Source organism: Carboxydothermus ferrireducens DSM 11255 (assembly GCF_000427565.1).
GTDB classification, from domain to species: Bacteria; Bacillota; Z-2901; order Carboxydothermales; family Carboxydothermaceae; genus Carboxydothermus; species Carboxydothermus hydrogenoformans.
Genome location: NZ_ATYG01000012.1, coordinates 22,969 through 45,862, shown reverse-complemented (window position 1 = coordinate 45,862; position 22,894 = coordinate 22,969). Strand labels below are relative to the sequence as shown.

22 protein-coding genes are annotated in these 22,894 nt (G+C 43.4%); all 22 read left to right on the top strand.

All coding sequences use genetic code 11. The features are described from left to right. Nucleotides 1-35: 35 nt before the first annotated feature. On the top strand, nucleotides 36-1,514 hold the full coding sequence (locus tag CARFE_RS0105180) for a UDP-N-acetylmuramoyl-L-alanyl-D-glutamate--2,6-diaminopimelate ligase (protein WP_028051978.1): 1,479 nt from the start codon (nucleotides 36-38) through the stop codon (nucleotides 1,512-1,514). Continuing rightward, nucleotides 1,511-2,887 carry a UDP-N-acetylmuramoyl-tripeptide--D-alanyl-D-alanine ligase gene (locus tag CARFE_RS14360; RefSeq protein ID WP_034541677.1) on the top strand — a complete coding sequence of 459 codons (1,377 nt, stop codon included), beginning with the start codon at nucleotides 1,511-1,513 and terminating at the stop codon, nucleotides 2,885-2,887. Before CARFE_RS0105180 ends, CARFE_RS14360 begins: the two co-directional genes overlap by 4 nt. Beyond that, complete coding sequence (gene mraY, locus CARFE_RS0105170) at nucleotides 2,874-3,851, top strand: phospho-N-acetylmuramoyl-pentapeptide-transferase (RefSeq protein WP_028051977.1); 978 nt, start codon at nucleotides 2,874-2,876, stop codon at nucleotides 3,849-3,851. The genes CARFE_RS14360 and mraY overlap by 14 nt, the downstream gene beginning before the upstream one ends. 27 nt (nucleotides 3,852-3,878) lie before the next feature. Next, entirely contained in the window at nucleotides 3,879-5,234 is a 1,356-nt protein-coding gene (murD, locus tag CARFE_RS0105165; protein WP_028051976.1) for a UDP-N-acetylmuramoyl-L-alanine--D-glutamate ligase, read from the top strand. A gap of 1 nt (nucleotide 5,235) precedes the next feature. Further along, the gene (gene ftsW, locus CARFE_RS0105160) at nucleotides 5,236-6,363 is read left to right on the top strand and encodes a putative lipid II flippase FtsW (RefSeq protein WP_011344962.1); all 1,128 of its coding nucleotides are present in this window, start codon (nucleotides 5,236-5,238) and stop codon (nucleotides 6,361-6,363) included. After that, a complete protein-coding gene (gene murG / locus CARFE_RS0105155; protein WP_028051975.1) occupies nucleotides 6,363-7,478 on the top strand; it encodes an undecaprenyldiphospho-muramoylpentapeptide beta-N-acetylglucosaminyltransferase in 1,116 nt (371 codons plus the stop codon). The genes ftsW and murG overlap by 1 nt, the downstream gene beginning before the upstream one ends. 42 nt (nucleotides 7,479-7,520) lie before the next feature. After that, nucleotides 7,521-8,873, top strand: coding sequence for a UDP-N-acetylmuramate--L-alanine ligase (gene murC, locus CARFE_RS0105150; RefSeq protein WP_034541675.1), 1,353 nt, complete (start codon nucleotides 7,521-7,523; stop codon nucleotides 8,871-8,873). A 4-nt stretch (nucleotides 8,874-8,877) separates the two neighbouring features. Next, nucleotides 8,878-9,786, top strand: a complete 909-nt coding sequence (murB, locus tag CARFE_RS0105145) for a UDP-N-acetylmuramate dehydrogenase (RefSeq protein ID WP_028051973.1) — start codon at nucleotides 8,878-8,880, stop codon at nucleotides 9,784-9,786. Nucleotides 9,787-9,810: 24 nt separating this feature from the next. After that, entirely contained in the window at nucleotides 9,811-11,073 is a 1,263-nt protein-coding gene (gene murA / locus CARFE_RS0105140) for a UDP-N-acetylglucosamine 1-carboxyvinyltransferase (protein ID WP_011344958.1), read from the top strand. A 53-nt stretch (nucleotides 11,074-11,126) separates the two neighbouring features. Continuing rightward, on the top strand, nucleotides 11,127-11,873 hold the full coding sequence (locus CARFE_RS0105135) for a cell division protein FtsQ/DivIB (protein ID WP_011344957.1): 747 nt from the start codon (nucleotides 11,127-11,129) through the stop codon (nucleotides 11,871-11,873). Then, entirely contained in the window at nucleotides 11,839-12,555 is a 717-nt protein-coding gene (locus CARFE_RS0105130; RefSeq protein ID WP_034541672.1) for a DUF881 domain-containing protein, read from the top strand. Before CARFE_RS0105135 ends, CARFE_RS0105130 begins: the two co-directional genes overlap by 35 nt. A 1-nt stretch (nucleotide 12,556) precedes the next feature. Continuing rightward, entirely contained in the window at nucleotides 12,557-13,252 is a 696-nt protein-coding gene (locus CARFE_RS0105125) for a DUF881 domain-containing protein (protein ID WP_028051971.1), read from the top strand. 3 nt (nucleotides 13,253-13,255) lie between these two features. Next, nucleotides 13,256-13,585, top strand: coding sequence for a small basic family protein (locus CARFE_RS0105120; RefSeq protein WP_011344954.1), 330 nt, complete (start codon nucleotides 13,256-13,258; stop codon nucleotides 13,583-13,585). Between the two features lie 118 nt (nucleotides 13,586-13,703). Beyond that, a complete protein-coding gene (gene ftsA / locus CARFE_RS0105115; RefSeq protein ID WP_028051970.1) occupies nucleotides 13,704-14,936 on the top strand; it encodes a cell division protein FtsA in 1,233 nt (410 codons plus the stop codon). A 20-nt stretch (nucleotides 14,937-14,956) separates the two neighbouring features. Beyond that, nucleotides 14,957-16,015 carry a cell division protein FtsZ gene (gene ftsZ / locus CARFE_RS0105110; protein ID WP_028051969.1) on the top strand — a complete coding sequence of 353 codons (1,059 nt, stop codon included), beginning with the start codon at nucleotides 14,957-14,959 and terminating at the stop codon, nucleotides 16,013-16,015. A 105-nt stretch (nucleotides 16,016-16,120) separates the two neighbouring features. Beyond that, entirely contained in the window at nucleotides 16,121-16,522 is a 402-nt protein-coding gene (locus tag CARFE_RS14355) for a recombinase family protein (RefSeq protein ID WP_245570757.1), read from the top strand. Further along, on the top strand, nucleotides 16,491-18,173 hold the full coding sequence (locus tag CARFE_RS0105100; RefSeq protein ID WP_028051968.1) for an IS200/IS605 family element transposase accessory protein TnpB: 1,683 nt from the start codon (nucleotides 16,491-16,493) through the stop codon (nucleotides 18,171-18,173). The genes CARFE_RS14355 and CARFE_RS0105100 overlap by 32 nt, the downstream gene beginning before the upstream one ends. A gap of 318 nt (nucleotides 18,174-18,491) precedes the next feature. Continuing rightward, on the top strand, nucleotides 18,492-19,274 hold the full coding sequence (locus tag CARFE_RS0105090) for a hypothetical protein (protein ID WP_154652724.1): 783 nt from the start codon (nucleotides 18,492-18,494) through the stop codon (nucleotides 19,272-19,274). 79 nt (nucleotides 19,275-19,353) lie between these two features. After that, nucleotides 19,354-20,385 carry a selenide, water dikinase SelD gene (selD, locus tag CARFE_RS0105085; RefSeq protein WP_084138786.1) on the top strand — a complete coding sequence of 344 codons (1,032 nt, stop codon included), beginning with the start codon at nucleotides 19,354-19,356 and terminating at the stop codon, nucleotides 20,383-20,385. Nucleotides 20,386-20,475: 90 nt separating this feature from the next. Next, a complete protein-coding gene (spoIIGA, locus tag CARFE_RS0105080) occupies nucleotides 20,476-21,249 on the top strand; it encodes a sigma-E processing peptidase SpoIIGA (RefSeq protein ID WP_028051964.1) in 774 nt (257 codons plus the stop codon). 15 nt (nucleotides 21,250-21,264) lie between these two features. Beyond that, nucleotides 21,265-21,978: an RNA polymerase sporulation sigma factor SigE gene (gene sigE / locus CARFE_RS0105075; RefSeq protein ID WP_011344948.1), complete on the top strand. Its 714-nt coding sequence runs from the start codon at nucleotides 21,265-21,267 to the stop codon at nucleotides 21,976-21,978. A 106-nt stretch (nucleotides 21,979-22,084) separates the two neighbouring features. Next, nucleotides 22,085-22,858, top strand: a complete 774-nt coding sequence (gene sigG / locus CARFE_RS0105070; protein WP_011344947.1) for an RNA polymerase sporulation sigma factor SigG — start codon at nucleotides 22,085-22,087, stop codon at nucleotides 22,856-22,858. The last annotated feature ends 36 nt before the right edge of the window (nucleotides 22,859-22,894 follow it).

Sequence of the window (22,894 nt, the reverse complement as noted above, 5' to 3'; positions counted from 1 at the left end):
AATGGTAAAAATAATTAAAAAGGAAGTGGCCAAATGTGAAAATTGCTGAGTTAGTTGAGATTTTAAAACCGATTATAACCAAAAACGGTATAAACTGGGCGGAGCTCGAGGTAACGGGAATCGAGCAGGATTCAAGACAGGTAAAACCAGGAAATATTTTTGTGGCGATAAAAGGTTTTACCGCCGATGGCCACGATTTTATTGAAAAAGTTATCGAAAAAAAACCAGCACTAATTGTGGCCGAGGAAGAACGACCCGGAATTTTTGGGGTAAATCACCTTTTAGTTAAAGATAGTCGGCAGGCTCTGGCCCTTTTAGCCCGGACTTTTTACGGTAATCCTACGGAAAAAATTAGTGTTATCGGGGTAACCGGTACCAATGGTAAGACTACCGTTACCCATTTGGTCACCTCTCTTTTAGAAAGCTTCGGTTATAAAACCGGGTTAATAGGGACTATTTACAACCGCATAGGGGATAAGATACTTCCGGTAACTAATACTACCCCCGATGCTTTAAGTTTACAACGGCTTTTTGCCGAAATGGTAAAAAGCGAAGTTTCCTACGTAGCTATGGAAGTATCGTCCCATGCTTTAGTACAAAAGCGGGTTTTAGGAATAGATTTTAAAACCGGGGTTTTTACTAATTTAACCCAGGATCATTTGGATTTTCACGAATCCATGGAAAATTACTTTAATGCTAAAAAGGAACTCTTTAAGATTTTGGCGGAGCAAAAAGCCCTACCGGGAGTGATCAATAAGGATGACTTTTACGGTCAAAGGATATTAAAAGAAGTAGCCCATCCTTTTGTCACTTACGGAATTAAAGAACAGGCCGATATTACCGCTAAAAATGTTGAACTTACCAATAGCGGTACCGCTTTTAACCTTTGCTATCAGGAGGAAGAATATCCGGTAAAGGTAAAACTTCTCGGGCTTTTTAATGTTTACAATATTTTGGCGGCGGTGGGAACCCTTTTAACCTTGGGGTTTTCTTTACCCGATATTGTTAAAAATTTACCTTTGTTAAACCCCGTCCCTGGACGCTTTGAGTTAATTGATGAAGGACAGGATTTTGCGGTTATTGTGGATTATGCTCACACTCCCGATGGTCTGGAAAATATTTTAAAATCGGCAAGGGCAATTACTCCCGGAAGGGTTATTTCGGTCTTTGGTTGCGGGGGCGATAGGGATAAAACCAAACGGCCTAAAATGGGTAAGATTTCCGCAACTTTAGCGGACATAACGATCATTACCAGCGATAATCCACGGACCGAAGACCCGGAAGCAATCATCAACGAAATCGAAAAAGGATTTTTTGATGCTTTGCCGGGAAAATACCTTAAAGAGGTTGACCGGAAAAAAGCTATTAAGACCGCTCTGCTGCTGGCCAAGCCGGGGGATACCGTGGTGATTGCCGGAAAAGGGCATGAAGATTATCAGATAATTGGAACGACCAAATATCCTTTTGATGATCGGGTAGTGGCCCGGGAAATACTGCGAGGGGAACGGAGATGAGAAAAATTTTAGCTTCTACCATTGCCCGGGTAACCGGAGGAGTATTGTTAGGTGAAGACCGGGAGTTTACCGAGGTAAGTACCGACACCCGGACGCTTAAGCCTTACGCTTTATTTGTAGCTTTACATGGAGAAAAGCGGGATGGGCATGAATTTGTACCGGATGCTGTGGCCAAAGGTGCGGCAGGAGTTGTTGTTGAGAGACCTTTTTCCATAAATGTAACCCAGATTGTGGTTAAAGATACTTTTCGAGCTTTACAGGAACTGGCGTTGTACAATAGACAAAAAGAGGGATTAAAAGTCATCGGAATTACCGGTAGCAACGGCAAAACCACGACCAAGGATTTGGTAAAAGCAGTGCTTCGGCAAAAATATAACGTCTGTGCTACGGAAAAAAACTTTAATAACGAGTTAGGGGTGCCTTTAACTCTATTAAATTTTGACGAAAACACCGAGGTTGGAATAGTTGAAATGGGTATGCGGGGGCTGGGAGAGATAGATGCTCTCTGCCAGGTTGCCCGCCCCGATATCGGTATTATAACCAATATCGGCGAAGCGCATCTTGAGCTTTTAAAAAACCAGGAAAATATTGCCAGGGCGAAAAGCGAATTAATTAAAAATTTACCCGGTGATGGTGTAGCGATTATTAACGGAGAAAGTCCATATATTAAGGAAATTGTTGCAAACATTCCCGTAAAAAAGTATTTCTTTGGCCATCGAGCGGGGGATTTATACATAAAGAAGTTTTTTCAGGAAGACGATGGGCTAAAATTTATTACCGCAGGTATTCTTGAAGAAGAGTTTTTCCTGCCTTTATTTGGAATGCACAATGCGGTTAATGCTTTAGCGGCAATTCTGACGGCATTGACTTTAGGGGTAAGGGTACCGTTAATCAAAAAAGGACTTTCGGAAGTAGAGCTTACCGGAATGCGTCTGGAAATTCAATTCATAGGAAGCATGAAAATCATAAAAGACTATTACAATGCCAGTCCCACCTCTATGGAAGCTGCCCTGAAAGTTTTGGCGGGTACCGGGCAAAAGGGAAGAAAAATTGCTGTTTTAGGAGAGATGTACGAGCTGGGGGATTTTGAAACCGCTGGGCACCGAAGGGTGGGAGAGGTGGCTTCTAAGCTTGGAGTGGACTTTTTAATAACGGTTGGGCCAAAGGCGCGGGAAATTGGCAATGGGGCTTTAGCTGGAGGTATGAGCCCGCAAAATATTTTTCATTTTGCAACCAAGGAAGAAGCGGGAAGTTTTTTACTAAACTTTTTAAAACCAGAGGATACTGTTTTATTAAAAGCTTCCCGCGGGATGAAGTTTGAGGAACTATTTGCCACAATAGAAAGAGGTTGGTTTAGCAATGGTAATCACTAAAGGAGTTACGGCTTTGCTGGTTTCCTTTTTCGTAGCTTTAGGGGGAGGTAGGGTTTTAATACCCTGGCTTTTAAAATTAAAAATCGGCCAAACGGTCCGTACGGAAGGTCCCAAGCGCCATTTAAAGAAATCCGGGACTCCCACTATGGGAGGAATTATCTTCCTGTTAAGTTTAGTTGTAACGGTGTTGGTTTTTCAGGCCTTTGATGCTAAAACGCTTCTTTTATTAATAACCACCTTGCTGTTTGGTTTACTGGGTTTTTTAGACGATTATCTTAAAGTGGTTTTACGCCGACCTTTGGGTTTAAGAGCCAGGGAAAAGCTCCTGGGCCAGGTGATTTTTTCTCTGGTTTTGACTTTTGGTGCGGTAGCTTTTTTAGGACGGGGAACCGACTGGTATATTCCCTTTAGTCGTTTGCTTTTGGGCGAACCCCGGTACTTGGAATTGGGGAATGTTTTCTTTTTTGCCGCTACAATTTTTATTATGGTTGGCTTTGCTAATGCAGTTAATTTAACCGATGGTGTAGATGGACTTTGTTCCAGCGTAACTTTGATTGTGATGAGCTTTTTTGCGATGACTTCTTTGGCGTTAAAAGAAAAGGGCCTGTTAATTTTTGCCTTTGCTTTAATGGGAGGTTTAGTGGGTTTTTTAGTTTATAACCGGCATCCGGCAAAGGTGTTTATGGGAGATACCGGCTCGCTGGCCTTAGGAGCTGCGGTAGCGGGATTTGCGGTTTTAACCCAAACGGAACTATTTTTACTGTTGGTAGGTTTAATTTATGTTGTGGAAACTTTATCGGTCATAATCCAGGTGATTGTTTATCAGCTGACCGGTAAAAGGGTATTTAAGATGAGTCCGTTGCATCACCATTTTGAATTATCCGGCTGGTCGGAAAACAAGATTGTGTTGGTTTTTTCCTTGGTAACTTTAATAATGGTTTTAATCAGCGGTTACGGGCTGTAAAATGAAGTGAGGAAAGGAGAAGGTTCGATGATGGGTTTATATACCAATAAACGGATACTGGTGGTTGGAGCGGGGAAAAGCGGCAGAGCGGCGGCAGCTTTTTTAATAAAACGGGGGGCAAAGGTAGTATTAACGGATAAAAAAATGAGCCTGCCGGTGGATGAAGAACTCAAGAAGCTGGCGGAAGAAGGGGTGGAACTGGTTTTAGGGGGTTATCCGCTGGTAAAAGACTGGGAACTCTTAGTAGTAAGCCCCGGCGTACCTTTAACGGAAGAACCTATTGTTTATTCTTTAAAAGAAGGAATACCGGTACTTGGGGAAATTGAACTGGCGTATAAGGAATTAAAGGCTCCAATTATTGCGGTAACCGGCACTAACGGCAAAACTACTACCACTTCCTGGATTGGTGAGGTCCTTAAAATTGCCGGTTTTAAGACGTTAATTGCCGGGAATATCGGTTATCCTTTAATTGAAGCGGTGGAAGAGGAATGGGATGCGGTATCTTTGGAAGTGAGCAGCTTTCAATTAGAGACGATAAAAAGTTTTAAGCCCAAAGTGGCGGTGCTTTTGAACCTAACTCCCGACCATTTAGATCGGCATAAAACTCTGGAAGGTTATTTGGAAGCCAAAGCCCGAATATTTATAAACCAGGACAGGACCGATATAACCGTACTAAATTATGATGACCCCCGGATAAGAAGCCTTGGCAGGAAAACACCCGGGAGAGTGTTTTACTTTAGCCAAAAGGAAGAGTTAGAAGAAGGGGTTTTTGTCAAAAAGGGCAAGATTGTGGTTAGAAGCTTGGAAGTAGAGGAGGAAATAATTGATATAAAAAACCTGCCCCTTCCCGGGCCTCACAATTTAGAAAATGCTTTAGCAACGGTAGCTGCTTGCTGGAGCTTTGGAGTTTCGGGCAAAAATATTGAAAAGGGGTTAAGGAATTTTCAAGGGGTAGCTCATCGTTTAGAAAAGGTTGCTGAAATAAATGGCGTATTGTATGTTAACGATTCTAAAGGTACCAACCCCGATTCTACGATCAAAGCCCTAAACTCTTATGAGCGACCGATAGTTCTAATTGCCGGGGGAAGAAACAAAGGAAACTCGTTTGGAGAGCTTGCCAGGGAAATAAGAGAAAAAGTCCGGTTTACTGTTTTAGTAGGAGAATGTCGCGAGGAGCTAAAAGAAGCCTTAGAAATGGTGGGTTACGATAAATATGTTATTGCCGAGAGTTTTGAAGATGCAGTGAAAAAAGCAAAAGAGTTGGCTCGGCCGGGGGATGTAGTGCTTTTATCACCGGCGGCAGCCAGCTGGGATATGTTTAAAAATTATGAAGAACGGGGAGAGTTATTTAAAAGGTTGGTTTTAAATATGGTGGAGGGATAAAATGAAGCGGGCAAAGGGCACCCCCGATTTAATCTTTACTTTGTTAATTTTTACTTTGGTTTTATTTGGATTAGTAATGATTTTTTCGGCAAGCCAGTATACCAGTTATGTTCAGTATCATACGGTCTGGTATTATTTCAAAAAACAGCTTTTATGGAGTGTTTTTGGGACAATAGCTTTTTTGTTAGCTTTAGCTTATGATTACCGAAAATTAAGGCGCTACACCGGACCGCTTATTTTAATAGCTGTTATTTTATGTATTTTGGTTGTTTTTGTTGGAGTAGAAGTAAAAGGTGCCCAGCGCCAATTAAGATTTGGCTGGTTAAACATCTCTCCATCTGAGGTGTTAAAATTTGCTATAATAATTTTTTTAGCAAAACATTTCCAAAAAAATTACCAGTATATTACCGATTTTAAAAAAGGCTTTTTACCGGTAGTAATAATTATGGCCTTGGCCGATTTACTCGTTCTTTTGCAAAAAGATTTAGGAACAACCTTGGCTATCAGTGGAACGGTTTTTGCCCTGCTTATGATTGCCGGTGCCAAGCCTTCCCACTTAACCGGTCTTGGTATTTTGGGAATTTTAGGTGTTTTGGGGGCAATTTTTTTGGAAGAGTACCGGAGAAAAAGGCTTATCGGGTTTTGGTACTTGCTTATCGGTGATGAAAATAAGTTAAAAGGATATGAAGCTGTTATCTATCAGGTAAAGCAGTCCCTTTATGCCATAGGCTCCGGTGGTATATTTGGGGTGGGGCTGGGACGGAGCCACCAAAAAATGTTTTATTTACCTGAGCAGCATACCGATTTTATTTTCGCCATCATCGGCGAAGAACTTGGGCTGGTTGGCACGATTTTTGTTGTAAGCTTGTTTTTGGCGATTCTCTACCGGGGACTTAAGCTTGCCCATTGGGCGCCAGATGTTTTTGGCTTTTTCCTGGTAGCCGGCTTTACTTGCATGATGGTGATTCCGGCGCTAATTAACATTGCGGTTGCCACCGGAGTATTTCCGGTAACTGGGATTCCCCTTCCTTTTATAAGTTATAGCGGTTCCTCACTCATTATTAACATGACTGCTGCCGGTATTATTGTCAATGTATCTTGCTACCGACGCGGGAGGAGTGAATTTTAATGAAACTGGTTTTTGCCGGGGGAGGTACGGGAGGCCACCTTTACCCGGCATTAGCTATTGCTCAAAGCTGGAAGGAAAGCCACCCCAGCGACGAAATCCTTTTTGTTGGTACGCCAAGGGGTATAGAAAACACGGTGGTTCCAAAGTACGGCTTTCCCTTGTATTTGCTCCCGGTGGAAGGCATTCCCCGGAAAGTTAGCTGGGAGACGTTGAAAAAGCTTTTTCTTGTTCCTAAAAGCTTAATTAATGCTTTTATTTTTTTAAAAAAGGAAAAGCCGGATATAGTTGTGGGTACCGGCGGATATGCAAGTTTTCCGGTAGTTTTTGCCGCCACGGTTCTTAAAATTCCTACGGTTATCCATGAACAAAATGCTTATCCGGGAATTGCCAATAAAATTTTGGCTGCGAGAGTTGACGCGGTTTGCCTTACCTTTGGGGAAGCAAAAAAAAGAATGAAAGCGAAAAAACTTTATGAAACCGGCCTTCCGGTGAGAAGGGAATTTTTTACCAATGCCGCTAAAAGGAATGAATTGCGAAAAAAAATGGGGGTTGGTAAAGATGAGCTTTTACTTGTAGCCTTTGGCGGGAGTCAGGGAGCTCTTACCATAAATAAAGTTGTTGGTTACCTGTTACCGGAAATTATGCTAAGACCTAATTTAAGGTTGGTCTGGGCTACCGGTCCCCGAAACTATGAAAATTTAAAGCAAAAATACAAAAATCTTCCTGAAAGGGTACAAATGGTGCCGTACATTGATAACATGCCGGAAGTTTTACCGGCAGCGGATCTGGCCATCACCCGGGCAGGAGCTGCAACCTTGGCGGAAATTGCAGCTTCAAAAGTTCCTGCGGTGTTAATTCCTTATCCCTATGCGGCGGAAAATCACCAGGAACATAATGCCCGGGCTTTTGTGAGTCACGGAGCTGCGGTTTTATTGCGGGATGCGGAATGCAGTGAGGACCGGGTAAAAGCTACAATTTTGCCCCTTTTGGATAGTCCGGAAAAACTTGTTAAAATGGCGGAAAATGCAGGGAAAGTGTTACGTCGAGATTCGCTTAAAGAAATAACTGGAATTATGGAGGCGCTTTTAAAACCAAAGAGTAACAAAAAAACTTAAATGGCATATTATAGTACTGTTCTCAAGAGAAAGGTGAGAAAAATGCTTGCAGTACATTTTATAGCGATAGGCGGAATTGGCATGAGCGGGCTTGCGCGCATTTTGCAGGCTAAGGGATACCGGGTTTCCGGTTCAGATCTTAAAGAAACTGAACTTACAAAAAAACTTCGTGCCGAAGGGATAACGGTTTTTATTGGACACAGGGAAGAAAACTTAGCTTCCGATGTAAGTTTGGTGGTTGTTTCAACGGCGGTAAGCCAGGATAATCCGGAGCTTTTAAAAGCCAAAAGGTTGGGGATACCGGTAATGCACCGGGGAGAACTTTTGGCAAGATTAATGCAGGAAAAAAAGGGGATTGCGGTGGCCGGTACCCACGGAAAAACTACCACTTCGTCAATGATTGCCTACGTCCTGGAAAAGGAAGGGTTTGATCCGGTAATTGCGGTGGGTGGAGAAATTGTCGACCTGGGGTACAATGCCAAAGCAGGCCAGGGCGAATACATGATTGCCGAAGCGGACGAAAGTGATGGTTCCTTTTTGAAATTACTCCCCTATGCAGCGGTTATCACCAATATTGAAGCGGATCACCTTGATTACTATCAAAGCTTTGAGGAAATCAAAAAAGCTTTTAAAAAGTTTGCGGATAACATAAGGCCTGAAGGTTTTGGAGTATTTTGCTGGGATAATCTTCAGGTAAGGGAAATGTTAAAAGGCTATAAAAAAAGGAAGTTTACCTACGGTTTTTCTCCCGGCAGTGACTTTATGTTAAGAGACTACCGGGAGGAACAAAATCAGCTGGTGGCAAATATCTATTATAAAAATACCCTGGAAGGCGAACTTCGTTTAAAAGTACCAGGAAAACACAACATCTTAAATGCGGCTGCAGCTACGGCGGTTTTGCGGAATATCGGTCTTTCCTTTAAAGCGATTTCCGAAAGGCTACAGGAATTTAACGGGGCTAAAAGAAGATTTCAAATATTGGGGGAAAGAAACGGGGCCTTAATTGTGGATGATTACGCCCACCATCCCACAGAAGTGGAAGCTACCCTAAGGGCGGCCAAACTTTATAAGGACCGGGATGTTTTGGTGGTGTTCCAACCCCACCGGTATACCCGTACCCACTTTTTTTATAAAGAATTTGCCCGGGTACTGGTTGATGCGGAAAAGGTGGTTTTAACCGGGATTTATTCGGCGGGAGAGAACCCCATACCGGGGGTTAGCGGAGAAATGATTGCCGAGGAAATGAAAAAATTGGGGAAAAATCCATTATATCTGGAGTCGTTGGATGAGGTTTATAATTACCTGGAACAAAATTTAAAACCAGGGCTTTTAGTTCTTTTACTGGGTGCGGGGAATATCAATCAAGTAGGTTGCAAGCTTTTAGGAAAGGCGTAAAGATATGGATAAAGCTAAACTTAAAGAAGAATTAACCAAAAGAATAAGTTCACCGGTATTGGAAAATGAGCCGTTAGCGCAACATACTACCTGGAAAATTGGCGGGCCTGCTGACTTTTTAATTGAACCGCAAAGCATAGAAGAGTTGTCTTTGGTCATCCGGTTTTTAACGGAAAATGCGGTTAACTTCAGGGTCATCGGTAACGGTTCAAACATCCTGGTTTTGGATAGAGGATTTCGCGGGGTAATTATCAAAACAAAGAAAATTAATAAGGTGGAAATAACTGCAGGGGGGCAGGTTTTCGCCGAAGCGGGTGTTCTGCTACCGGCTTTAGCAGCCAGAGCCTTGAAGTTTGGCTTAAGCGGTTTAGAGGAGCTTTGTGCTATTCCCGGTAGTGTTGGCGGGGCAGTTAGACAAAATGCCGGAGCCCATGGAAAAGAAATAAAAGATGTATTAAAAAGGGTCTGGACCATCAATGAAAAAGGTGAACTTAAGGAATTTTTTGCTAACGAATGTGGTTTTAAGTACCGTTCCAGCCGTTTTAAAGAGGAGAAGCAATGGATCGTAAAAGCCGAGTTTTCCTTAAATCCGGGCGATAAAAAAGAAATCCTGAAAAAAATCAGGGAGTTTCGGGAGAAACGTTTAGCGTCTCAACCTCTGGAGTTTCCCAATGCGGGCAGTGTTTTTAAAAACCCGGAAGGAATACCTGCCTGGAAGTTAATTAAAGAAGCAGGTGCCCAAGGTTTAAAAAAAGGGGGGGCGATGGTTTCCGAGAAACATGCCAATTTTATTATTAATACCGGTGGAGCCAGTGCTGCCGATGTAATTTATTTAATTAATAAAATTCAAGAACTGGTTTGGAAAAAGTTTTCCGTTAAATTACTGCTGGAAGTGGAAGTGTTGGGGGAGTAGAGGGAAGGCGGAGGTGCCTTCTCGGTGGAAAAGTTTTTTATTGTGGGGAGTCACGGTTTAAAAGGAGAAATAAAAGTTAGCGGAGCAAAAAATTCTGCCCTGCCGATTATTGCTGCCACCCTTCTAACCCGGGAACCATGCGTTTTAGAAAACATTCCCAAACTTGAAGATGTTAATATTATGCTTTCAATCCTCAAAAGATTGGGAAGCAAAGTGGAATTTGGCCAGCTGTTAACCATTCAAAATAACCGAATCAACGAACTTATAATTCCCGAAGAGTTAGCCCGAAAAATTCGCGCTTCAAATCTATTTTTAGGTCCGTTAGTGGCCCGTTTTCAGGAAGGGGTAGTTCCGCTTCCCGGGGGTTGTAATATAGGGAATAGACCCATGGACTTACACCTAAAAGGTCTACGCCTTATGGGAGCGGAGGTTGAAGAAAAGTCTGGCTTTATTCGGGCCCGGGCGAAAAAATTAAAAGGCGCCGAAATTCACTTAGATTTTCCTTCGGTGGGTGCTACCGAGAACTTAATGATGGCTGCGGCCTTAGCCCAGGGAACAACGATAATTAGAAATGCGGCCCGGGAGCCGGAGATTGTAGACCTGCAAAATTTTTTAAATCTCATGGGCGCAAAAGTAAAAGGTGCGGGAACTGATATTATAAAAATCACCGGAGTAAACCAGTTAAAGGGAGTTACTCATAAAATAATTCCTGATAGAATAGAAGCAGGAACCCATATGGTAATGGCAGCGGCAACTCAAAGTGATATAATAATTTCAGGGGTTATTCCCGAGCACTTAGAAGCGGTAATGGCGAAACTAAAAGAAGCAGGTGCTTTGATAACCTCTGGCGGCGACTGGGTCAGAGTAACCGGCAAGAGTATTATTAAGCCTGTTGATATCAAGACCATGCCTTATCCGGGATTTCCTACCGACATGCAACCGCAAATTTTAGCTTTATTAACTTTAGCACAGGGAACCAGTATTATCTCGGAAGGAGTTTTTGACAATCGTTTTAAACATGTAGAAGAATTAAGGCGGATGGGTGCGGATATTCGGCTGGAAAGCAGGATTGCTGTTATCAAAGGAGTGCCGAAACTTACAGGAGCTTCGGTTATTGCCCATGATTTACGGGCTGCAGCAGCTCTGGTAATTGCCGGTCTTGCGGCAGAAGGAATGACGGTTTTAGAGGGAATAAAAAATCTTGATCGGGGTTATGAAAATCTGGATTTGAAGTACCAACTTATCGGAGCGCAAATAAAAAGAGTAAACGGCGAGGAAAAATATTAGTTTTTTTTTTGAAATTCCCAAGGACAAGCTTTTTTGGCGAAGGAAGGTACGTTATGAAACGGAAGAAAAAAAGCAGGAAGTTACTTTCTTATCTTTTCATAGTTTTGTTGCTGTTAACATCGGGGTACTTATTTTTGCGCTCTTCCTTCTTTGACCTGAAAAATATTGATATAAGATGTGCTGAACAGGATAAAGGGGTATATGCCAAAGCAGTTATTTCTCTGAAAGGGGTAAATTTATTTGCCATTAATGATAAGGAGATAGAGGATAAATTATTGGCTTATCCTAAGGTTAAAACGGTAAGCATTAAAAGAAAGTACCCGGATACCCTTGTTATTTTTGTAAACGAGCGCAGACCTTTTATAGCTTTACCGCAAAACAACCAAAAGGTTGCGGTTTTAGCCGATGATTTTACCGTAATTGACCTGATTGACCCGGGGAGTATTGACCTTCCGGTGGTTGTGGGGCTTGAAGGGTACTCCTTAAAGCCGGGAGAAAAAGTTTCTGCTGAAAAATTAGAGCCAATAAAACGTTACCTGCAAGCCATGAACTCGGAACAAAAAAAGCTTTTATCTACCTTTAAGTACGATAGCGAAGAAGGGGTTGTTGGTTATACCAAAAACGGGGTAAAGCTGATTTTTGGCGATGACCGCGATATCCAGCAGAAGCTTATCATTGCGTTAGGTCTTTTTCAGGAACTGGGAAATAAAGGCAAGAAAATTGAGTATATAAATGTAAGTTTTAAAGGAGCGCCGGTGGTAAAGTATGAAGAAACTGACCGAACATCTCAACAAAAATAAGTTTGGCCTTTTTTTGGTATTTTGCATTTTGGGTATCATGCTGGCCACCCAGTTCAGGCTAACCCGGCAAATGCCTACTACCTTTAGCAGCGAACGGGCAGCTTTGCTTGCAAGACAGGTGGAAGCAGCGGAAAAGAAACATAAGGAGTTAGCCAAAGAAGTAGAAAGTTTGCGCCAGAAAGTTGCCAATTTAACTGAAGAGCAGGGACATTTACGAACCTATCAGGATACTCTTACCAAATATCAGATCTTAGCAGGAACCCTGGCGGTAGAGGGGCCAGGGGTGGAAGTTACCCTGGATGATGCCAAAAAGCCTTTAACTGCCGAAGAAAATCCCAATCTTTACGTTATTCATGATGAAGATGTACTTTTAGTTTTAAATGAATTACGGGCAGCGGGAGCAGAAGCTCTTGGTATTAACGGGGAGCGGGTGACCGCGATGACGGAAATTCGCTGTGTTGGGCCGACGATACTTTTAAACAAAACCAAGCGAATTTCTGCACCCTTTGTCATCCAGGCCATAGGAAACCCCAGTGCTTTGCGCAATTCGTTAATGATGCCCGGTGGTGTTTATGACCAATTGAAAGATTTTATTACAATAAGTATCAAGACTTCGGAGAATATTAAAATTAAGGCAGCAACTCCTCCGGACTATAAATATTTAAAAGAGGGGAGGGGATAACATGAAAACGATTAAGATTCCTTATACCATGCTGGTGGTGAGCTTAATCTTGGGATTTTTACTGACAGTTCAAATCCGCGTTAGCCGGGAAATGGTTAATGCTCCTCCCCTGGAACGGAGTTTTGAATTAACTTCCCGTTTGAAAAGTTTAACCGAGGAAATAGAAGGTTTAATGGAAGAAAGAAACAGTTTGAGTCAAAAAATAAACATGTTAGAAAAGGGCGGAAAAATTGCGGAAGATGCCTTAATTTCTGAAATTAATAAAAATCGTTTTTGGGCAGGTGCCACTCCCGCTTACGGTCCAGGGGTGCGGGTGATTTTAAATAACCCTCCGGGGTTTGGGAATAACTCGGAGTTGTTTAATGTACGGGACGAAGACCTTTTTAATCTTTTAAACGAGTTAAAAGCTGCCGGAGCTGAAGGAATTGCGGTGAACGGCCAGAGGGTTACGGCTTTAACGGAAGTCCGGATGGCCGGAAATAAAATTGTGGTTAATACCAAAGCTATTTATCCGCCCTATGAAATATTAGCTGTAGGTAATCCGGAACAATTGAAAACCTCTTTAGAAAACGGTATTGTGGCAACTTTTCGGGAATGGCAAATGGAAGTGACAATTACCAAAGAGAATAAACTTGTTTTACCCCCTTATGAGCAGAATCTGGAATTTAGTTATATAAAACCCCAGGAGGCGAAATAAGTAATGTGGTTAGCAATTGTGGGTTTAATAATTGGAATAATTTTGGGGTTATTAATCCCGTTGGGAGTTCCAATTGCTTACTCAAAATATCTTTCGGTAGCCCTTTTAGCGGCTCTGGATTCGGTTTTTGGCGGAGTGCGGGCGAATATGGAAAACAATTATGATAATGTAATCTTTATCACGGGTTTTTTTAGCAATACTTTACTGGCGGGAATTCTTGCTTGGATTGGGGAAAGGATGGGGGTTGAACTTTATACGGCAGCCATTTTTGTTTTTGGTGTGAGGATCTTTCAAAATTTAGCAATAATTCGCCGCCACCTACTTAAAAGGTAGTTTTGTGACAGCGAAAAACAAAAAATTTTAGAAAATAAAAAATACTAAAAAGGATAAATGGTTTTAGTGTTGAATTATTTTTATAAATGTTCTTAGATTGTGTAGGGGAGGAACAAATGTGGCCAAAAAAGAACTGATTGCCGTGGTGGATGTAGGCAGTTCGAAAATTGTAGCACTAATCGGCGAAATTGCGGCAGATGGTCAGGTTACTCTTTTAGGGGTTGGAGAGACGGCAAGTTCCGGAATAAAAAAAGGGGCGATTGTGGATATAGATGGAACTGTAAAGGCCATAAAGACATCTTTGGAAAAGGCAGAACAAATTGTAGGTTACGGCCTTACTTCAGCAGTGGTTAGCTTTACCTCGCCTTCGTTAATTTCTTTAAATAATAAAAGCGTAGTAGCTGTTACCAATCTTGAGAGAGAAATCACTTCCGAAGATGTAAACCGGGTGTTAAACGCCACCAAAATTGTTCCCATACCGCCGGATAAAAAGATTATAAAAGCCATACCAAGATTTTATACCGTTGACGGATTTGCGGGAGTGGTTGATCCGGTAGGGATGACCGGGTCGCGTTTAGAGGCTGAGACCCATATTATTGCCGTGGCCCAAAGCACTTTTGCCAACCTGCAAAAGGTTGCCAGTAAAGCAGGGCTAAATGTCCTGGAGTTTATTCCGGCAATCTTAGCCAGTGCAGAAGTTGTGTTATATCCTGCGGAAAAAGAACTGGGCTGCCTTTTAATTGATATTGGTGCGGGAACGATGGACTTAGCTATTTACAGCGAAGGAAGCTTATTTTTTACCGGCGCTATTCCGGTAGGTGACCAGTATATTACCAACGATTTGGCAATAGGTCTTAGAACTCCTATTGCGGTGGCGGAAAAAATTAAAATTGAAGCGGGTACAGCTCTGGCAAGCTTGGTGCAAAATGATGAATACTTAGAGGTTGAAAACGTTGGAGGTACCGAAAAACAAAAAGTATCCAAACAGATGGTTGCGGCAATTATTGAAGCAAGAGTGAGGGAAATGCTCGAACTTGCTTTAAAAGAAATAAGGAGTTCTGGTTTTACGGGCTTACTTCCCGGGGGAGTGATAATTACCGGTGGAGGAGCCATGCTTCCGGGGATTAAAGAGGTAGCTCAGGAAATTTTTGATTTGCCGGTGAGGATTGGAGTACCTGAAGGATTAAGTAACTTACCGGTGAATTTAATTAATCCGCGGTATGCATCGGCTATTGGCGCTTTGGTTTTAGCCGCCAAGCAGTATCGGGAGGAACCGGAAGAAAGCAGTGGTATAGATTTCTTGAGCGGACTTTTCCAAAAAATTAAAGCCTTTTTTAGTGAATTATTTTAAATTTTTAAGGAGGGTATTTGATGTTAGAGTTTGATCTTGAGTTTCAAAACAATGCAACGATAAAAGTTATTGGGGTAGGTGGCGGGGGCAGTAATGCAGTTAATCGGATGATTATGTCCGGCTTAAAAGGGGTTGAATTTATTGCGGTCAACACCGATGCCCAGGCTTTAAAGCTTTCCAAAGCCCCCACGCGCATCCAAATAGGTGTAAAATTAACGAAGGGACTTGGTGCCGGAGCAAATCCGGAAATTGGCGAAAAGGCTGCAGAGGAAAACCGGGAAGATTTGTATGCAGCACTAAAAGGGGCGGATATGGTCTTTGTCACTGCGGGAATGGGTGGTGGAACGGGAACCGGAGCAGCTCCCATTGTGGCCGAAATTGCTAAAGAATTGGGAGCCCTTACCGTTGGAGTGGTAACCAAACCCTTTACTTTTGAAGGTAAAAAACGGGCCATGCAGGCGGAAAAGGGTATCGAAAATTTAAAGAGTAAAGTTGATACTTTAATTACCATACCCAATGACCGTTTGCTCCAGGTGATTGATAAAAATACTCCTATGTTAGAGGCTTTCAGGATTGCCGATGACGTTTTGCGTCAGGGTGTTCAGGGAATATCGGATTTAATTGCCGTGCCTGCCCTAATTAACTTAGACTTTGCCGATGTTAAAACTATCATGAAAGACGCCGGTTCGGCTTTAATGGGAATCGGTGTTGCTTCCGGTGATAATCGGGCGGTGGAGGCTGCCCGGCAGGCTATTTCCAGTCCCCTTTTAGAAACATCCATTGAAGGCGCCCGGGGTGTTTTATTAAACATTACCGGTGGCACCTCGTTAAGCTTGTTTGAAGTCCAGGAAGCAGCCGATATCATTGCTCAAGCGGCCGATCCCGATGCCAATATTATTTTTGGTGCGGGAATTGATGAAACCTTGCAGGACGAGGTTCGGGTAACGGTTATTGCTACCGGTTTTGACCACCGTCCTGTAGCCAGGAAAGAAGTTAAACCGGAGCTTAATTTTAAAGAATTTTCTTCACTGGACAGCGATACTGGAATTGAAATACCTGCCTTTTTAAGAAGAAGATAAAACGCTCCCCGAAAGGGGGCTTTTTTTCTATGGAGGAAGATAGCAGCAGCTTCGAGAAACCATACTGAAATAGACTGTACTTAACTATTTTGCTACCATAAAAATATGGAAATCTTATCCATTGGAGAAGCAGCAAAAAGATACCGTATAGTGGCGGAGTATTCAGATGTGGCTTCGGGTGTAAACCAGAACCGGCGGGGTCTGGAGCGTATACTGAAAGCGGCCGAGAGGGGCGAGTTCAAGAAATTGCTCATCGAATATCCCGACCGTCTGGAACGCTTCGGGTATGCCTATTTGGAACGCCATCTCAAGTACTGCGGTGTGGAGATAGAAATCACTTCACAGAGAGAGCCAGAGGACGCACATACGGAACTGGTCCAGGATTTGTTGGCTGTAGTGTCTTCATTTTCAGCCCGGCTGTATGGTGCGAGGGGTGGCAGGAAAATTCGGCAGGGCTTTCGGGAGCTGGTAAGAGATGTCGAAGAAACAGAAAAAGGACAAATTTAGCATGACGATATGTGGGGAGTTCTTTCCGGAAGTTTACCCGTCCTTCCGCTCACAGAAATGGAGCCGTGGTGAGGAAGACCCTTTTATGACGGAGATGCGCCTTTTCTGCGCTTGCCAGCGTTGGGCCTTCAACCGGCTATTAGAGGGTGCATCCCGAGATGAAATCAAGAAATTGGGGCAGGAACTCTTCGGACTCAACTCCCGCTACGCGGACGATGCCAGACTTAAGGCACAAGCTTTACTGGACTCTCAGAAAGAGCTTCTGGAGTTGGAGATTGGGGAGACGGAAAACAAGCTGAGCCGGGCGAGAAAGAAACTCGGCATAGCGATGAGAAAGCTGGCGAAGGCAGAAGAAAAAGGCAATGCCCCGGACATTGTTGAAAAACTCCACCTGGCAGTCAAGGGGCGGAACAACCGGGTGGTGACTTTAGAGAAGAAGCTGGCCGAACTTGAGTCCCACCGAGAGAATGGCACGATACCAAAGGTAGTCTTTGGCGGCAGAAAGCTCTGGAAAAAGGTCTGCAAGGGACGGGCTACGCAGGAAGAGTGGCGAGCATCCCGCAAAAACCGCCTTTACTCCCGGGGAGACGAGACAAAAGGCGGCAACCCGAATATAAAGGTAACTTACCGGGAGGGGGAGTTCTACCTGGCGGTGACCATTTCCCATCTCTCGGAAAAGGTAGGCGAAGACGCCCTTGGCCGCCCGAAGATGAGCCGAGCCCCGAGGGTGGAGGGCAGGTTGTGGCTGCCGGAAAAGTACCGGGACCTGGTGCGGATGTGGCTGGCTATGAAGCTGCCCTACACAGTAGAGCTCATACGTACCCTGGAGGGCCGCTATATAGTGTATATGGCGTTCGACCTTGGTGGAGTGCGGGAGCCCAACTTTACTAAAGGTTGTTTAGCCATGGACACCAACCCTGATGGGGTGGCCTTATGCAATGTAAACGCCTCAGGCCAGCCGGAGCCGTGGCCGGAAGATTTTAATATCCCTTACCCCGGCAACCTGGGCAAGTATGAAGGAGAGTTTCAGGTTATAACTTACCCGAATGGTTTTCTGTACATCAGAGTACATGACTTAGCCTATGCTTGTAGCTTCCGGCGGGACTACCTTATAGGCGTTTTGGCTAGGGTAATCACTGACGTAGCCTTCTTTCTGGGCAAACCCATAGTCCTGGAGGACCTGGACTTCGGCAAGGATGGGCTGGATACCAACAAAAAGTTCAACCGCATGGCTTCAAACTTTCCCTTTGCCAAAATGGTGGAGGCGGTGTGCAGGAAGGCGGTCAAGGAAGGAGTTCCCTTAAAGCTCGTACCTGCCCGGCACACATCCACCATAGGTTACTGGAAGTATACGAAGCGTTACGCTGTTCCGGTGCACTGTGCGGCGGCGTTGGTTATTGGCCGCCGGGCGATGGACTTTAAGGAACGGGTAACGAAAGAACTTAAACAAGTAGTAGTCCAAATCAAGCAAAATCTGACCTGTAAGGTCAAACCTTATACACCGAGGGAAGGAAGAGGGATGACCCGTGGGGTCAGGGCCTGCTTGAGGCGGCTAGAGGGGAAGCTCCTGCAGCATAACGGGCTTGTTCCTTGGCAGCAGGAGGCGTATTACTCCGTCTGGCATGATCTCAAAAAGCTCGCCCTGTCCTAACGGTGACCCCGTTTAGCCGGTGTCGGACAAACCGGTAGGCGTCCTAACAGGACGCGGGAGGCGGGACTGGTTACCCATCCCCATCGGAAGGCCAGCACAATCCGGTGGAAGCTTGGACTTCTCCGCGTAAGCGGTCCATGCCGGTTGTGTCTTTCCGGTGCAGCACTCCCGTCCGGGTGGGACTCCCGGGCCGAGGCCCCCTGTCGCCCTGCCCCTCAGAGGGCAAATCAAATATCTGGAAAGGAGGCGAAATCCTGGTCCGGGGGCCGACTTGACTGAAGATAAAAACAGTCAAGTTTTTTGAACCAGGTTAGTTTTTTGAAAAAAGTAGTTTTAGCCCTCTTTAGCCTTTGCTCGGTTGTTTTTTTGGTTTATTTTTATTTTTATGTTGCTGCCTTATTAACCGTTAGCGCGTATTACGATGCTTTAACTTTAGGTGATTTTAATGCGGTGGGGAGGATTTTATTTAAAAACAACCAAAAGGAAAGGGTTAACTTGGAAAAAAAGCTTACCGAAGTTATGAGCTGGGATGATAGCCGTTATCTTTCTTTTGCCATAAAAGAAATTACCTTTTTAGAAAAGGGATTTAACTATCCCGAGGTAGTGGTGGAGATTACCAAAAAAGATGTGGCGGGACTACGAAAGTATGAAGAGCGGGCAGTTTTGGCCAGGAGGGGCTTGGGTTTTACTTTTAGTGCAATAACCTTTTCAGAAGATCCTTTGGCTAAATTCCGGGACCATAACCCGGGAGAAAATTTAAACGAGGTCGAAAAACAGGTTTCTGATTTAAATCTTTATCCCGAAAAAATTTTAATGGTGATCATTACTGACAAATATAAGCATCAGCAAAAGTTACTGCCGGGAAAAAATGAGCGGGAAATAAAATTATTAGTAAAAGGTATAAGGGAAGGGACAGCAGCTCCATCCCGGTACATGGAAAGCTTTAACTATGTTATAAAAATTAAAACCAAAAATGCCAGGGATGAGACGAAAGAGGTAGAAATTAAGTACTCTTCGGATTTAAATGTTTGTCAAGTTGGCGGGAAACTTTTTAAATCAGCGCCGGCTTTAAAACTTTTAATTGGAAATTATCAGGCTTGACCGTTTAAAAGGAAAAGGTATAAAATAACAGTATACAATGAATAAAATACAGGAATAAGCTACTGCTGGAGGTGAGATAATGGAAGCGGTAAAATTGACCCAGTTGGTAAGCTGTGCCGGGTGAGCGGCCAAGATGAGTCCCGAGACTCTGGCGCAAGTTTTGCGCTACTTACCGGAGATTAATGATTCCAATGCTTTGGTTGGTACCAATACTGCCGATGATGCGGCGGTTTACCGGATATCCGACGAACAAGCTATTGTTCTTACCGTGGATTACTTTACCCCGGTGGTGGATGACCCGTATTACTTCGGAGTTATTGCCGCGGCCAATTCGTTAAGCGATATTTATGCCATGGGGGCCAAACCGCTTTTTGCGTTAAACGTGGTGGGTTTTCCCAAAAAGCTTCCTCCGGAGATATTAGCTACTATCCTAAAAGGCGGGGCGGATAAAGCCCGGGAAGCGGGAATACCGGTATTGGGCGGGCATACGGTAGATGATGCGGAGCCCAAATACGGTATGGTAGTTTGCGGTTTGGTTCATCCGGATAAAATTGTAAAAAATCACCCTCCTCATCCCGGGGATTCTTTAATTCTAACAAAACCCCTGGGAATTGGGGTATTAACTACCGGAATGAAGCGGGGGATAGTGCCTGAAAATACCGCGAAAAAAGTAATGGAGGTCATGGAGACTTTAAACGATAAGGCCGCCGAAGTAATGGTAGAGGTAGGAGTTTCGGCGGCTACGGATATCACCGGGTTTGGGCTTTTAGGGCATTTAAAGGAAATGCTTCAGGAAGAGTTCGGAGCGGAAATTTATCTTACAAAGATACCGGCTATTGAAGGGGCATGGGAATTTGCCGGCATGAGGGTATTTCCCGGTGGGGCCAAAAATAACTTAAACTACTTACTGCCCCATTTGGATTTTGCCGGTGAATTTGCTGAAGAAGAAAAGTTGTTCCTTGCCGATCCGCAAACTTCCGGAGGACTTTTAATGGCCGTTTCCCAGGAAAAGAAAGAAGAGTTGGTTAAAAAACTTCAACAAAAAGGTGTATTGGCTGCCGAGATTGGCATAATCACGGGGAACAAAGGAAAGATTGTCGTTAAAAGATAGATTTAAAGTTTTTTAATTTGACATGAAAAATGCACTCCAACTCATATAATGATGGTGGAGTGCATTTTCTTTTTTAAGGAGTAAGGGAAAATGCCGGTTTACTTTTTGGAATCCGTCTTTCTGGGAAATTTTATCTTAAGTTATGCTGCTTTAACCTTTGCCGCAAAGGTTTTAAACCTGAAATTAAGTTTTGCCAAAAACCTTTTCTTTTCTTTAGTTGGGGCGGTTATGGCGGAAGTTTATTTAGCCTGGCCTTATTTTGGTATAAAAATCTTAGCTTTTTGCGTTTTTTTCCTTTCCACTTACCTCCTAACCAAATCTCCTTCCAATGCGGGAAAGCTTTTTTTGTTAACCCTGGCTTCCTTCTTTTTCCTAAACGGTGCATACCACGCCTTAATTATCACCGGATACTACCCGGAATTTTTCCTTCTTGCAGCATTAATCCTGGCTTTTATTGGAGAGTATGCTTATAAGCAATACCAGAGGATTGTAAGATTGAAAAAGTATGGATTTAGCTTGGAGATTGTTTACTCAGGAAAAAAAGTTACGGTACAAAGTTTTTTGGACACGGGAAACCGCCTTTATGACCCGCAACTGGGCTGGCCGGTGGTGGTGGTGGAGTATCGGGCGGTAAAAAAAATCTTGCCTGTTGGCTTTTTTCAAAGCAAGACTATTCGCAGGATACCTTTTAGGGGCGTTGGGAGGGGGCAGGGGTTTTTCTGGGGCTTTATACCCGACGAACTCAAAATCTGGCAGGAAGGCGAAGTTATTAGGGTTAAGAGAGCGGTGGTTGCCATAACCTTTCAATCGTTAAATTCCGAATTTCAGGCCCTTCTTTCGGAAGAAATCTTAAAATCGGCTTGACAGGGAGGGGTAGGAATGGTTATTAAGAAATTTTTCTTTTGGCTCAAAAATTTATTTAAAAAATTTTTTGAGCGTCCGGGAGAGGTTTATTATATCGGTAGCCACGATATTCTACCACCTCCCTTGAGTAGCGAGGAAGAAAATACTCTTTTGACGCTTTTGGTGCAGGGAGATGCCGCAGCAAAATCAACGTTGATCGAAAGAAACTTGCGCTTGGTTGTATACATAGCCCGGAAATTTGAAAATACCGGGGTAAATATTGAGGACCTGGTTTCGATAGGAACGATTGGTTTGATAAAAGCGGTAAATACCTTTAATCCGGAAAAAAAAATTAAACTTGCCACTTATGCTTCCCGGTGCATTGAAAACGAGATTTTAATGTACTTAAGAAGGAACAGCAAAATTCGCTTGGAAGTTTCCTTTGATGAACCTTTAAACGTTGATTGGGATGGGAATGAACTTTTGCTTTCGGATGTGTTAGGAACTGAAGGAGATATCATTTATAAGGTTATGGAAGATGAGGTGGAGAAAAAGCTTCTTAAAGTTGCCCTTTCCAAGCTAAACCAGCGAGAACGAAAGATTATGGAATTGAGATTTGGACTTACCGATGGTTACGAACGAACCCAGAAAGAAGTGGCGGATTTACTGGGAATTTCCCAATCATATATCTCAAGACTTGAGAAAAAAATTTTAAAACGGCTTAAAAAAGAAATAATTCGGATGGAATAAGTTCCGGCGTTTTGCCGGATTTTTTATTTTTTTCCAGTATAAAAGGAAAAACCCAGGGCAATAATCATAACGGTAGGTCAAAACTCCGACTAATGGGGTGACCGCGATGCAATCCAACAAAGTCGAGATTTGCGGAGTTAATACTTCCAAACTGCCGGTACTAACCAACCAGGAAATGAAAAAACTTTTCCTTAAGGTTAAAGAAGGGGATATGGAGGCAAGGCAAAAACTTATTTCGGGTAACTTGAGACTTGTTTTAAGCATAATTCAAAGATTTACCAATCGCGGGGAGTATGTGGATGACCTTTTTCAAGTAGGGTGCATCGGGCTTATTAAAGCCATTGATAACTTTGATTTGGAGCAAAATGTTAAATTTTCAACCTACGCGGTGCCGATGATTATTGGCGAAATTCGCCGGTATTTGCGGGATAATAATCCCATAAGGGTAAGCCGGTCTTTAAGGGATGTCGCTTATAAAGCTCTCCAGGTACGGGATAATTTGGTCGGACGTTTTTCCCGGGAGCCTACCGTAAGTGAAATTGCCCAGGAGTTAAAAGTTCCGCAGGAAGAGGTAGTTTTTGCCTTAGATGCTATTCAAGATCCGGTTTCTCTTTTCGAACCGATTTACCAGGACGGCGGCGATCCCATATTTGTTATGGATCAAATCAAGGACGAAAAAAATACCGACCATAACTGGCTTCAAGGGATAGCTTTAAAAGAAGCTTTAGAACGGTTAAATGAAAGGGAAAGGCTTATTTTAAAATTGCGATTTTATGAAGGTAAAACCCAGATGGAGGTGGCCGAAGAAATCGGTATTTCCCAGGCCCAGGTCTCAAGGTTGGAAAAAGCAGCCTTAAATCATTTAAGAAAATTTGTTTGAGGGAGGAGTAGGTCTGAAAAGAATTTGCGCTTTAGG

What these genes read in the sequence shown, in the direction of transcription:
- CARFE_RS14360 (WP_034541677.1), top strand. Translation starts at nt 1,511, where the DNA reads ATGAGAAAAATTTTAGCTTCTACCATTGCCCGGGTAACCGGAGGAGTA.
- mraY (WP_028051977.1), top strand. Translation starts at nt 2,874, where the DNA reads ATGGTAATCACTAAAGGAGTTACGGCTTTGCTGGTTTCCTTTTTCGTA.
- murD (WP_028051976.1), top strand. Translation starts at nt 3,879, where the DNA reads ATGATGGGTTTATATACCAATAAACGGATACTGGTGGTTGGAGCGGGG.
- ftsW (WP_011344962.1), top strand. Translation starts at nt 5,236, where the DNA reads ATGAAGCGGGCAAAGGGCACCCCCGATTTAATCTTTACTTTGTTAATT.
- murG (WP_028051975.1), top strand. Translation starts at nt 6,363, where the DNA reads ATGAAACTGGTTTTTGCCGGGGGAGGTACGGGAGGCCACCTTTACCCG.
- murC (WP_034541675.1), top strand. Translation starts at nt 7,521, where the DNA reads ATGCTTGCAGTACATTTTATAGCGATAGGCGGAATTGGCATGAGCGGG.
- murB (WP_028051973.1), top strand. Translation starts at nt 8,878, where the DNA reads ATGGATAAAGCTAAACTTAAAGAAGAATTAACCAAAAGAATAAGTTCA.
- CARFE_RS0105135 (WP_011344957.1), top strand. Translation starts at nt 11,127, where the DNA reads ATGAAACGGAAGAAAAAAAGCAGGAAGTTACTTTCTTATCTTTTCATA.
- CARFE_RS0105130 (WP_034541672.1), top strand. Translation starts at nt 11,839, where the DNA reads ATGAAGAAACTGACCGAACATCTCAACAAAAATAAGTTTGGCCTTTTT.
- CARFE_RS0105125 (WP_028051971.1), top strand. Translation starts at nt 12,557, where the DNA reads ATGAAAACGATTAAGATTCCTTATACCATGCTGGTGGTGAGCTTAATC.
- CARFE_RS0105120 (WP_011344954.1), top strand. Translation starts at nt 13,256, where the DNA reads ATGTGGTTAGCAATTGTGGGTTTAATAATTGGAATAATTTTGGGGTTA.
- ftsZ (WP_028051969.1), top strand. Translation starts at nt 14,957, where the DNA reads ATGTTAGAGTTTGATCTTGAGTTTCAAAACAATGCAACGATAAAAGTT.
- CARFE_RS14355 (WP_245570757.1), top strand. Translation starts at nt 16,121, where the DNA reads ATGGAAATCTTATCCATTGGAGAAGCAGCAAAAAGATACCGTATAGTG.
- CARFE_RS0105100 (WP_028051968.1), top strand. Translation starts at nt 16,491, where the DNA reads ATGTCGAAGAAACAGAAAAAGGACAAATTTAGCATGACGATATGTGGG.
- spoIIGA (WP_028051964.1), top strand. Translation starts at nt 20,476, where the DNA reads ATGCCGGTTTACTTTTTGGAATCCGTCTTTCTGGGAAATTTTATCTTA.
- sigE (WP_011344948.1), top strand. Translation starts at nt 21,265, where the DNA reads ATGGTTATTAAGAAATTTTTCTTTTGGCTCAAAAATTTATTTAAAAAA.
- sigG (WP_011344947.1), top strand. Translation starts at nt 22,085, where the DNA reads ATGCAATCCAACAAAGTCGAGATTTGCGGAGTTAATACTTCCAAACTG.